12 protein-coding genes are annotated in these 10,862 nt (G+C 49.8%); 6 read left to right on the forward strand and 6 right to left on the reverse strand.

Features of this window, described 5'->3' with window-relative positions; all coding sequences use genetic code 11:
- Positions 1–69 precede the first annotated feature (69 nt).
- From Q0499_RS22885 to Q0499_RS22895, 3 genes are all read right to left on the reverse strand, one after another.
- The gene (locus Q0499_RS22885) at positions 70–357 is read right to left on the reverse strand and encodes a type II toxin-antitoxin system RelE/ParE family toxin (RefSeq protein WP_299205145.1); all 288 of its coding nucleotides are present in this window, start codon (positions 355–357) and stop codon (positions 70–72) included.
- Positions 357–614 (reverse strand): type II toxin-antitoxin system ParD family antitoxin, encoded by a 258-nt coding sequence (locus tag Q0499_RS22890; RefSeq protein WP_299205148.1) that lies wholly within the window; start codon positions 612–614, stop codon positions 357–359. Before Q0499_RS22890 ends, Q0499_RS22885 begins: the two co-directional genes overlap by 1 nt.
- A gap of 455 nt (positions 615–1,069) precedes the next feature.
- Positions 1,070–1,357: a hypothetical protein gene (locus Q0499_RS22895; RefSeq protein ID WP_299205151.1), complete on the reverse strand. Its 288-nt coding sequence runs from the start codon at positions 1,355–1,357 to the stop codon at positions 1,070–1,072.
- A gap of 274 nt (positions 1,358–1,631) precedes the next feature.
- Between Q0499_RS22895 and Q0499_RS22900 the strand changes: the two genes are divergently transcribed.
- A complete protein-coding gene (locus Q0499_RS22900; protein ID WP_299205154.1) occupies positions 1,632–1,976 on the forward strand; it encodes a transposase in 345 nt (114 codons plus the stop codon).
- Positions 1,925–2,341, forward strand: a complete 417-nt coding sequence (locus tag Q0499_RS22905) for a hypothetical protein (protein ID WP_299205156.1) — start codon at positions 1,925–1,927, stop codon at positions 2,339–2,341. The genes Q0499_RS22900 and Q0499_RS22905 overlap by 52 nt, the downstream gene beginning before the upstream one ends.
- A 129-nt stretch (positions 2,342–2,470) precedes the next feature.
- Here Q0499_RS22905 and Q0499_RS22910 read toward each other — a convergent pair whose 3' ends face one another.
- Positions 2,471–3,484 (reverse strand): TRAP transporter substrate-binding protein, encoded by a 1,014-nt coding sequence (locus Q0499_RS22910; RefSeq protein ID WP_299205159.1) that lies wholly within the window; start codon positions 3,482–3,484, stop codon positions 2,471–2,473.
- A gap of 373 nt (positions 3,485–3,857) precedes the next feature.
- On the opposite strand from Q0499_RS22910, the gene Q0499_RS22915 reads away from it, so the two are divergent.
- Positions 3,858–4,319 (forward strand): DUF3237 domain-containing protein, encoded by a 462-nt coding sequence (locus Q0499_RS22915; RefSeq protein WP_299205162.1) that lies wholly within the window; start codon positions 3,858–3,860, stop codon positions 4,317–4,319.
- An 82-nt stretch (positions 4,320–4,401) separates the two neighbouring features.
- Here Q0499_RS22915 and Q0499_RS22920 read toward each other — a convergent pair whose 3' ends face one another.
- Together Q0499_RS22920 and hpaD are read right to left on the reverse strand one after the other, a co-directional pair.
- Positions 4,402–6,156, reverse strand: a complete 1,755-nt coding sequence (locus Q0499_RS22920; RefSeq protein WP_299205165.1) for a phosphate ABC transporter substrate-binding/OmpA family protein — start codon at positions 6,154–6,156, stop codon at positions 4,402–4,404.
- A 196-nt stretch (positions 6,157–6,352) separates the two neighbouring features.
- Positions 6,353–7,279 (reverse strand): 3,4-dihydroxyphenylacetate 2,3-dioxygenase, encoded by a 927-nt coding sequence (gene hpaD, locus Q0499_RS22925; RefSeq protein ID WP_299205167.1) that lies wholly within the window; start codon positions 7,277–7,279, stop codon positions 6,353–6,355.
- A gap of 316 nt (positions 7,280–7,595) precedes the next feature.
- On the opposite strand from hpaD, the gene Q0499_RS22930 reads away from it, so the two are divergent.
- From Q0499_RS22930 to Q0499_RS22940, 3 genes are all read left to right on the forward strand, one after another.
- Positions 7,596–8,786: a magnesium transporter gene (locus Q0499_RS22930; protein ID WP_299205170.1), complete on the forward strand. Its 1,191-nt coding sequence runs from the start codon at positions 7,596–7,598 to the stop codon at positions 8,784–8,786.
- A 127-nt stretch (positions 8,787–8,913) separates the two neighbouring features.
- Positions 8,914–9,237: a helix-turn-helix transcriptional regulator gene (locus Q0499_RS22935; protein WP_299205173.1), complete on the forward strand. Its 324-nt coding sequence runs from the start codon at positions 8,914–8,916 to the stop codon at positions 9,235–9,237.
- A complete protein-coding gene (locus Q0499_RS22940; protein WP_299205176.1) occupies positions 9,234–10,511 on the forward strand; it encodes a type II toxin-antitoxin system HipA family toxin in 1,278 nt (425 codons plus the stop codon). Before Q0499_RS22935 ends, Q0499_RS22940 begins: the two co-directional genes overlap by 4 nt.
- Positions 10,512–10,862 lie beyond the last annotated feature (351 nt).

Here is a 10,862-nt window from a genome sequence, read left to right on the forward strand (position 1 = left end):
TTCCGATCTAAGGCCGAGGCGACAGCGAAGGCGGACGGGGCTAGCGGCAACCACATTGGGGACAGGCACTCAGAAGCTGCGGTCTAGGTCACGGGCACCGTGGATGACTCGTACGATTTCGACGCCGTCGGAAATTGCTCGATAATAGACGACATACAAGCCTACCGAAAAGCACCGAATGCCCCGCCCTAATTCACGTCGCTGCTCACCGAGTTCTGGCTGGTGAGCGTACGACAAACAATGATCGTTGATCTTGTCCAAGGTGCGGTTGGCCGCGATTGGATTGTCGTCGGCAATGTAGGCCCAGATTCCGACGAGGTCCTCCGTGGCCTGCGTGGATGTCTCGACGATTGGCATCAACGGGTTTCCTGTCGAGCCTGAAGCACCGCCTGACCGCGTGCTTTGATGGCCTCAATGTCCAGAGGCGACTTCTCGCCAGCATCCAGTTGATCGATGCCAACCTGCAAGTCCGCTCGCAGTGCCTCCAGTTTTTCTTCGCGTTGCCGCAACAGGCTCAGACCTTCCCGGACAGCTTCGTCCTCAGAACGAAAGCGACCACTCGCCACACCGCGAGCAACGAAAGTCTGGAGCTCATCAGGAATCGTAATTGTCATGCTGCCACCTTGTTGAATCTGAGACGTCCATTCTACCGGTCGAACCGGCTGAATTCCATTGCACTTTCCGCCGTCAATCCACCCGCCGCCGAAGTGTCTTACAGAGCCTCCTGACACGTCCGTACAATGCGGCCCATTCCGCCAACTGTGTCCGCTCATCGTCCGAGATGTTACCGCCCGCGTTACCGCCGCCATCGATTTTCAGCGTTTTCTCAAGGGTTCGGACCACTTCTTCGAGTCCAAGTGGGGGAGCTAGACGTGAAATTACAGGAAATCTGTCACCCTCGGGGCGGCGGATTTCCTGTCTTTTATGCGCCAAAAGTGGCGTAGATGGCGGTGATGACTCGGTGGCCCAGCCAGAGCCAATGATGGGGACTCTTTGCTTCTATGGCCTGGCCACTGGCTTTCACCAGTTCGTGCATCGCCGGTTCGTCCAGCTTATCGCGAGCGATGCATTACGTACCCGTCTGTGCTGAGCAGGCAGGCTGCCCATTGGCGACTCGATACGTGATCAACTTGGCAACCGCCGAAACACAGCCGTGATGAATGCTCATCACTTGCGACGGGAAGACCCAGAGCATCACCGAGGTGTTGTAAATTCTGGCGGCACCGAGAATGGAACTTGCCTCACCAAAGACCGATTCGATAGTTTCCTTTGAGATCAACGAAGCAAAGTACAGATCCCCACATTGACGGGCGTGATGAACTCGGCGGCGGAACGAATCAAAGGGATGGTGGCTCACGGGGGCTTCCTTGCCGGGGGTGTGGGGGGGGGGGATATCCAACCTCATCCCAAGTGAAGCCCCTTCTCGTCAACCCTGATCAAGTCCCAGCCACGAAACACCTTACACCAATTAAGTGCCATTCGGGTCAGAGTTGTTGATTTTCGCTCGACCCATTTTGTACTAGACTGATATACCTCAATTATGGGATCAAGGGGTCAGAGTTGTTGGTTTTCGCTCACCCCTTTCTGTACTAGACTGATATACCTCAATTCTTATTTTCTGGAGGTCAGGGATGGCCAGATTACCCAGGGCGGCGTTGCCCGGAATTCCTCAGCATGTGACTCAACGTGGAAATAATCGACAGGCATGCTTCTTTGCTGAAGAGGATTATGCGGTTTATCTGGATCGATTAAAGCATTATGCAGAACAGTATCAAGTTCTTGTGCATGCCTATGTTCTAATGACCAATCATGTACATCTGTTACTCACCCCGAAAACTAAAGAAGGGGTTAGCTGCTTGATGCAGGCTCTGGGCCGTTACTACGTGCGCTATATCAACCAGAGTTATCGGCGTTCAGGCACTTTATGGGAGGGCGTTTTAAATCATCTCTGGTCGATAGTGAAAACTATTTTTTAATCGTCAGTCGCTATATCGAGTTGAATCCAGTTCGAGCAGGGATGGTTGATTTTCCCACCGATTATCGCTGGTCCAGTTACCACGCGACTGCACTAGGCAAAGAAATAACGTTGCTTACGCCGCACGATATTTACCTGGGGCTGGGAAGTACTTCTGCAGAACGTCAAACAGCTTATACCGCATTGTTCTCGGGCTTTATCCCTGTACATACGTTAGAAAGTATACGTAATGCTACAAATAAAGCGTGTATATTGGGCAGTGAGCGCTTTAAGGCAGAAATTGAACAGCAGTTAGGACGGCGAGTTCAAGCGGGCTTGCATGGTGGGGATAGGAGGTCTAAGGCCTATCAGGATCAACAACTCTGAAACGTCCCATAAATGTTTTATCTCGTTTTTGCTAAAGTCCCTGGAATAGCCTTAGAAAAACAAAACCCCAGCAAAAATGCTGGGGTTTATCAGTAACCTGACGCTCCTCAGAAGCGTCCTTTTATGACATTACTTAGCCAGTGAGCGGAACATCTCCAGCGCCGCAGCACCATCAACGTTTTTAGCCTTTGCCGTTTCAACCCACTGCCCCGCCATATCGGCAGTTCTGTTTTTCAGCTCAACCACCATAGGATCGGTTTCACTCAGACGATTGATTGCAATACCGTTTTCTTTGGCTGCAGCATAGCCGCTGGCATCCGCCTCACCCCAGGTTTTACCCGCCAAACGGGACAGTTTTTCACCTGATACGCTCATCAGCGCCTGCTGATCCTTTTCACTCAGCGCAGCAAATGAGTCCGGATTGATAAAGAAACTAAAGGTCGTGGTGTACATTCCATCCGGGAAGGCCGTCAGGTATTTAGAGACTTCAGCCAATCGCAGATACTTCAGGTCCAATGCTGGCAGGAAAACGCCTTCAACCACCCCTTGCTGCATCATCTCATAGATTTTTGGTGCAGGTGCCGCCACCTCAGTCACTTCAAGACGCTTCGCCACTTCACTGGCTATGCCACCACCGATGCGGATCTTCTTATCTTTCAGGTCCGCCAGGGAGTTCACCGGGAAAGCGGTATGCAGCTGTCCCGGACCATGCACAAAGAGCCCCAGCAATTTCAACCCATCATATTCATTTGCCTGATTGAAATATTTTTCCTGTACCTTCCACAGCGCAACAGAAGCTTTCTCAGCATCCGGACTCTCGCCCGGCAGCTCTGCAATACTCCCCAGAGAGAAGCGGCCTGGCACATAACCGTTAACCGTAAAACTGGCATCGATAACCTGGTCTTCAACCAGATCAAACATCGACTTGGGATGCCCCAGACCATATTCAAGTTCAATTTTAACCCGGCCTTCGGTAGCCTCTTCTACCCACTTTGCCCAGGTAGGCCATACGATTGCATTCTGTGGTGCTGTCGGTGGCAACCAGGTGCCCACTTTCAGTGTCGTAACAGCGGACGCACTGAGAGAGATAAACATACCGGCACAAACACCTGCGGTGGCTAATACTTTTGTTATTTTTTTCATTTCCAGCTTCCTGATTGGTTGTACATTCAGCAGAATCCGGCCGTGATAAAGCGCACATAGGATTCTTATTATTTTATAGGTCTATATTCTGAATAACGGTCATGAACGGCGACTGAACTCCCTTCCTCCTCTTCTCTTCTGCATCGATTCAAACTCATTTCACTAAATCGGTGCAGACAATGAGCTTAGCAAAAATGATTTATTGTTTATATACTAAACAATAAATATTAATTAGCATATTAACAAAAAGGCTATACATAAGAAGCTAAAGAAATATCGCACCCCTCTATATTTTCCCTATAGGAAAATAGTACAGGCGGTGACATAGATGCTCATAGAGAATAGATAGACCGATAACAGAGGAACAATAAGAATGAATACCGCACCACAGCTTAAGCACTTCGCAGAGTTAAAAGTCAAAGTCGATGCGCCTCAGGAGATTGGTCATGCGCAGCACGGACAAAGGCGGGTGATCCCCATTAGCGGCGGCAGTGTCGAGGGCCATGGCTGGTCCGGCAACGTTTTACCTGGCGGAGCGGATTATCAGTTAATTCTGACGCCACGCATGGCAGGGCTTGATGCTCACTACGTATTGGAAACAACAGAAGGCGAACTGATCTACGTTCACAACCGCGCGATTCGGGTCGCTGAACCAGAGATTACCGCTAAACTGATCCGGGGAGAACCGGTGGATCCCGCAGAGATATACTTCAGATGCAGCCCAACGTTTGAGACCGAGTCACCCTCAATGAAATGGATCACTGAGCGCATGTTCATCGGTACGGGGGTACGCCGCCCTGACTTAGTGGAGATGCATTTCTACGAAGTGCTGTAGTAAAAGCAACTAAGCATTTTCGTTGATAGATAACAGCCCGGTACATTTTTCACATACCGGGCGGTTCAACGATGGGGATCATTTAATAACCGGCAACAACATCCGGGCTGCGCACCCAGATCTCTACCCGGCGATTACGCTGACGTCCTGAACGGGTTATATTCGATGCGACAGGCACCGCCTCCCCCATCCCCCCGACAACCTGCACATTGATTCCCCGCGCCAGCAACGCCTGTTCAACCGCCTGAGCACGCTGTTGCGAGATCTGCTGATTGGTCGCCGGTTCACCAATACTATCGGAGAAACCCACCAGAATAGCAGACTGTCCCGGATGATCCTCAAAATATTTCACCACCCGATCAAGGTCTCTCTGGGCCTTGTTATCCAGGATGATGGTGCCACTATGAAAACGGAAATTAAGTGAAAGACGTTCTGCATTTTCAGTTAGTTTAAGGTATGCAGGAGGTAACTGATTGCTTAATACAGGTCGGGTTTTATAAACATTCTGCGAGATAAATCCGGCCTCCTTCACCACATCCTGACCCTTTTCCGAGAGCACAAAGCGAATAAACTCATCGATCAATGATCCGGTGCCCACCGTAGCTGGCTCATACATATACAAACGACGCACCAGAGGATAATCCTCGGTCGAGATGGTAAACGAGGTAGGATAGATCGGCTGGGCGTTAGTTTCATCGGAGATCGCCAACGCCTTCGCCCGCAAAATATAGGGAAGGCCGATAAAACCGATCGCGCCGGGCTCTTTACTCACCTGATCAGACAGATCAATACTGGACTCAATCCGCACCGCATCGGGCGTCAGTTTCTTATCATGTTTTTTCAGCACCATCGACTTAAAAGAGTCCCAGGTACCTGAGTTTTCATCCCGGGCGTATACTTTGACAGGCAGATCCAACCCGCCAAAGGCTGACCAGTTATTGACCTCACCAGAGAACAGCATCGCCAGTTGCGCCGTGCTCAGATGGCTGATTGAATTGGCTGGATTGACAATAACGGCCAGTCCATCCATGCCGATAATATGCTCAGTCCCTTTCGCCATAAGATCGCCGTAACGTGGAGAAAGTTTGTCATTCTCTTTATCCTTGATACGCCGTGAAGCCATCGCCAGGTCGGCAACCCCCTGATCAAGCGATCTGAATCCGGTACTGGAACCATGTGCCTGCATCTCAATGCGTGATAAAAAGAGATCCCCGGGCATGCGAAACAGCAGATTATCCTCAACATCCACCGCGGTTGTACGCTGCTGAATATCCTCAGCACCCCGGCTGAGCAGAAACGCCTTTAACAGCTTAGGCGCCAGGGTTTCACCGATGGTATTCGAGCCATGCAATCGAAACAGACGCTTCTCTTTCAATTTCGCAGACTCAGGTGTCGGCGCGTTGCTCACAGTAGAAGCAACCGCCGCGCCCCCCTTCTGGCCCTGAAAATATTGAAAACCAAATACCAGCGCAACCAACAGAAACAACGCGAACAAGCCCGGAAAAACTCTGTTGCGCCCTATCGGTTCAGACTTTACATTAACCTCTGCAGGCGGCACGGCTTTAGCGTTTGCTGCGAGGAAGTTATCCGGATTATCCGCTACGGCCTGTTGCAGATCGATCTCTTTTGTCAGATCCAGCGCTTCGTCTTTAAGAAGATCGGTATAGATCGCTCTGATGCCCGCACTGAACTGAAACTGGCTACTATCCGCATTCAATAGAATGGTACGGCGATATTCACCATCTTCGGTAAATTTGTGCAGATCAATAGGCGCATGTCCCTCTTTTTCCAGGGCTCGCTTCAGCTTCCAAATAAGATCGAACAGGGTAGTTTTCACGACTGAACTCCGGCAGTGATACAGCAACAAGACCGGGTATTCTACTCAGGATAAATTTCGTCAATATTACAAGGCGTTAAAAAGAAATTGAGTGCGATTTTTGGCCGATTTAAATCAGAGAGGGGCAGGTTGAAGGGCTTGGAGGGCCAGACAGCCCCCCGGTAGAACATTCAAGCTTTTGAGCAAAAACTCGAGTTTACAAACGGCTGGAACCCGGTGCAAAACTGGCAGTAACTGATGCCTGAGGGCCTGGCACCGCTGATCCATCCTGCTCAGTCACAGGGAATACACAGTTAATCTGACCGGTACCTGAGCTACCAAAATAGGGTGTCAGAATTTCTGCCTGACCTTCGTAATCAGACCAACCCAGCGCTCCCAGCATCATCGCTGTATCGTGCATAAAGCCTTCACCGTGACCTTTGGCCGCATATTCAGGCAGCATCTCACAGAAGGTATTCCAGTCGCCACGCTTCCACATTTCAACCACTTCATGGTCAAGCGTTTCCAGAAACGGACTCCAGACCTTATTGGCAAACTCAGGCGCCTGACCATTCTGCGCAAAACGATGAGAGAGCGAACCACTGGCAAAGAACGCCACGGTGCCATCGTAATGTTTTTCAATCGCCTCACGCATCGCCCATCCCAGACGGGCTGAATCATTCAGATAGTGGACGGTACATAAAGCAGAAACCGAGATCACCTTGAAATGGCGGTCCTCATTCATATAACGCATGGGGACGATGGTGCCATATTCTGGCCCCAGCGAGGTCTTATCATGGGCCAGTGTTTCGACCCCTTGCTTACTGCACTCTGCAGCCAGAATTTTACCCAGCTCCGGGTTACCATCATATTCAAACTCCATATTCGAGATGAAGTGCGGCAGCTCTCCGCTGGTATAGTTACCCTTGAAATGGGGCGCGCAGTTGATGTGATAGTTGGCATTGACCAGCCAGTGGGTATCAAACACCACAATAGTATCAACGCCCAGTTCCCGACAACGTTTGCCGATCTCAATATGACCATCAATAGCCGACTGTCGTGAGCCCTTTTGCGGTCCATCCAGTTCAGACAGATACATGCTTGGAACATGCGTGATCTTTGCCACCAGCGCCAGTTTACCCATTTCAGTTTCCTCTTATCTCTTTTATATTCAGACTGATATAAAACGTGTCAGGCTGACAGATCAGTTTAGCCAGATCCCGTCAGGGCACACAACAAACACGGCTGCACACCTGATATGATCAGCTCAATAGGCTTATTTTGTTAACATATTAACTAATTTGCAACTATTATTACAAAAAATAATCTATCACCGCACTGAAGACATTGAATTATATAGGATTTATAAAAAACTACGCTGTAGCGTATACCCTCTAACTAGGCTATTGTTTAACTGCTTACGTATAAAGCGCTGACGACCGGCAATGAGACTTCCTGACATGAATAGAGACAACGCTGCAACTGACGCCAGCACCATCACCTTAGCCGATATGGATCCGGCAATTGCCGCCTCTTTGCTGGCGCAGCAAACACCCGATACGATTGAAAGCACACTCAACGACCTCCCTACCGAAGTCGCACTGAAAATAGCGTCCCACCTGGCATCTGAAGCGGGCCGCAAAGAACAAGGTGATCATGAGCAACACACTCTTGAAGGTATAAAGGGAACAGTTGCCGAGTTAATGACGGAAGCTTTCGGAACCCTGTCACCGGATGATACCGTGGCCAGTGCGCTGGACTATATTGTCAGAACAGATCCCTCCATCACCATCACCTATATCTATGTTACCGATGACGACGATAAATTGCTGGGGGTAGTGGCGATGCGCGACCTGCTACTGGCACGCCCCGGACAGACGCTCGAACAGACCATGACGCGGGACCCGTTTGCGTTCACGCCCGATGTAGAGATGCCTGAAGCGGTCAACGCAGCCCTGTCACAACGCCACCGTCTCTATCCGGTGACCGATGAGGAAGGCACACTGCTGGGGCTGGTGTATGGCTGGCGGTTGTTTGAATATGTCGCCACTGAAATCAGTGCGCAGGCAGGATCGATGGTCGGTGTGGATAGAGAAGAACGCATCTCTACCCCCATACTTGAGTCATTCCGGATGCGCCACCCCTGGCTGCAGATCAACCTATTAACCGCGTTTGCGGCGGCATTTGTGGTCGGCATATTTGAAGACACCATCGCCCGTATCGTGGTTCTTGCCGTCTTTCTTCCGGTGCTTGCCGGTCAGAGTGGCAACACCGGCTGTCAGGCTCTGGCAATCACATTGCGGAGTATGACTCTGGGCGAACTGGCCAATGTTTCAGTCTCCAGAGTTCTCAGAAAGGAGATCATCCTCGGCGCGATGAACGGCTTCTTCGTCGGCTTAGTCGCCGCCCTGGCGATGTGGATCTACGCCGGTATCAGCGGCGCAGAAGATGCCGCCACACTCGCTCTGGTGGTGCTTGTCGCCATGGTAGGCGCCTGTATCGGCAGTGGCATTTTTGGTGTGCTGGTACCCGTAGCCCTGAAACGATTCGGAGCCGACCCGGCAATGGCCAGCAGCATCTTCCTGACCACCTTCACCGACATTCTTGGTATGGGGCTGATGTTGTTCCTCGCCACCAGTTTGTTGATGTAGCTTAGGCACTGAAACAAACGCCTTTTTCATAAATCCGGCGCGCTAATTAGCAACTTATATATTGCTAACGCACATAAATGAAACTAATATGTTTCTTATAGATAAATAGCAACATATAAGCTTCATCATGAATTCACTGCTCGAACAAATAAAAAAACGCCGTATAACACTGGCACTCAAGCAACACGATATGATGTTGCGCGTCGGTATTTCGCGCCAGCAATATCAGCGCCTGGAATCAAAAGGCAATCCACGACTTGATACCCTTGAGCTTGTTGCCAAGGGCCTTAAGAGCGAGCTACTACTTATTCCCCAAGAAAAATTAAATGCCGTACTGGCTGTATTGGCCGACAATACCCCGGCATCAAGCGATCCAGATCAATCGGCCAAGGAAAAGAGCAAGTCATTAACCGATGATCCATGGCAAGGATTGCTCGGAGAAAATGAATGAGCACAGATACAGATGATGAAGTAAATGTATTACAGCTCTCAATATACGGCGTATTGATCGGCTATCTCACAGGCTTTAAGAGTGGCCGCAATGTATTGAGCTTTGCAGATACATTCAAAAATAATCCAGAGCGCCCTACGTTTAGCCTGATTACTCACCCCAACTTTGTGAATGCGGTCAAGCTCATGGCCGAGCCATGGGCACGAAATCAACGGCTGCATCCTGTACTTTCAAACTTGCTGCCAGAAGGCTCATTACGTGAGCTGATCGCACAAGGGCTGAAGGTACACGTTGATAATGAATTTCACATCCTCTCGTATCTTGGCGAAGATTTGCCGGGGGCTATCAAAGCCACGCCTATGGAGCCTGAAGATGTTCCTGATTCCGTATTGAACACGCACGGAAAAGCCAAGGCGGTTAAGTTCGAAAAGATCACTCAGGAAAACAAGTTTTCCCTGGCTGGCGTGCAGATGAAATTTTCCATGAAGGAAAAGGATGGGCGCTACAACTTATCCAAGGGCGATGTGCTGGGTGACTGGATCATCAAAACGCCATCAACCAAGCACAAATTTGTACCACTGAATGAATACACGGCCATGTCATTGGCTGGGCTGGTTGGGGTTGATATTCCCGAAATCAAACTCGTTGAACTGGATAAGCTCGATAATCTGCCACAAATTAACTTACCCGATGAGCAGCAAGCCTTTGCCATCAAGCGCTTTGATCGTGAGGATGATCAGCGTATCCACATGGAAGACTTCGCACAGATTCTGGTGAAATACCCGCACGAAAAATACACTTCCGCTAATTACGAGAATATCGGCAAAGTCATTTATGACTTTTCTGGCGACGGACTTGCCGACGCTCAACAGTTCGCAAGGCGATTACTGGTGAATATTCTCCTGGCGAATGGCGATGCACATCTCAAGAACTGGAGCTTTCTATACCCCGATAAGATCACGCCACGGCTTTCTCCTGCTTACGATATTGTGACAACCAACGTCTATATCGAAAACGAAACTCAGTACGCGCTCAATCTAGGTAAAACCAAGGAGTGGTATACAGTCACTATGGCACACTTTCAGTCATGGGCAGGCAGGTCTGGCATTCCGTGGCGAGTGATAAAGCCTCACTTGGACGATACAATGAGCAAGGCAAGAGAGTTATGGCCTGAGGCTCTGATAGCGTTACCGATGAACGAAGTGCACAAAGAAGGCCTTAGATCGCATTGGGCTAAGCTTCAGCAAGACTTTAAGATTGAAGTCACAAAATAAAGGCTATCTCAGTTAACGAATAATTAAGATACGACACGCTTGACTTACATCAGACATAAAAAAGCATATCCTTTCGATACACCTCTGATTATTACGTTGGTAGCGGGGGCCAGGTTTAAACTGACGACCTTCATGCCCTTATCAAGAGCCGAGCCCGACGCTTTCTTCGCACCTTTATAAACCACTGAATTTCAGGCAAAAAAAAGACCAACCTGTCGGCTAGTCTTGTTTTCCGTTGTGGTAGCGGGGGCCAGATCTAAACCAACGACCTTCCTGCCCTTATCAAGAGCCGAGCCCGACGCTTTCTTCGCACCTTTATAAACCACTGAATTTCAGGCAAAAAAAAGACCA

The sequence above is a fragment of the uncultured Amphritea sp. genome (genome assembly GCF_937127095.1).
GTDB lineage: Bacteria > Pseudomonadota > Gammaproteobacteria > Pseudomonadales > Balneatricaceae > Amphritea.

Bases quoted from the DNA above. Each gene is read 5' to 3' on its own strand.
- Q0499_RS22885 (WP_299205145.1), bottom strand. From the start codon at position 357: ATGCCAATCGTCGAGACATCCACGCAGGCCACGGAGGACCTCGTCGGA.
- Q0499_RS22890 (WP_299205148.1), bottom strand. From the start codon at position 614: ATGACAATTACGATTCCTGATGAGCTCCAGACTTTCGTTGCTCGCGGT.
- Q0499_RS22900 (WP_299205154.1), top strand. From the start codon at position 1,632: ATGGCCAGATTACCCAGGGCGGCGTTGCCCGGAATTCCTCAGCATGTG.
- Q0499_RS22905 (WP_299205156.1), top strand. From the start codon at position 1,925: ATGGGAGGGCGTTTTAAATCATCTCTGGTCGATAGTGAAAACTATTTT.
- Q0499_RS22910 (WP_299205159.1), bottom strand. From the start codon at position 3,484: ATGAAAAAAATAACAAAAGTATTAGCCACCGCAGGTGTTTGTGCCGGT.
- Q0499_RS22915 (WP_299205162.1), top strand. From the start codon at position 3,858: ATGAATACCGCACCACAGCTTAAGCACTTCGCAGAGTTAAAAGTCAAA.
- hpaD (WP_299205167.1), bottom strand. From the start codon at position 7,279: ATGGGTAAACTGGCGCTGGTGGCAAAGATCACGCATGTTCCAAGCATG.
- Q0499_RS22930 (WP_299205170.1), top strand. From the start codon at position 7,596: ATGAATAGAGACAACGCTGCAACTGACGCCAGCACCATCACCTTAGCC.
- Q0499_RS22935 (WP_299205173.1), top strand. From the start codon at position 8,914: ATGAATTCACTGCTCGAACAAATAAAAAAACGCCGTATAACACTGGCA.
- Q0499_RS22940 (WP_299205176.1), top strand. From the start codon at position 9,234: ATGAGCACAGATACAGATGATGAAGTAAATGTATTACAGCTCTCAATA.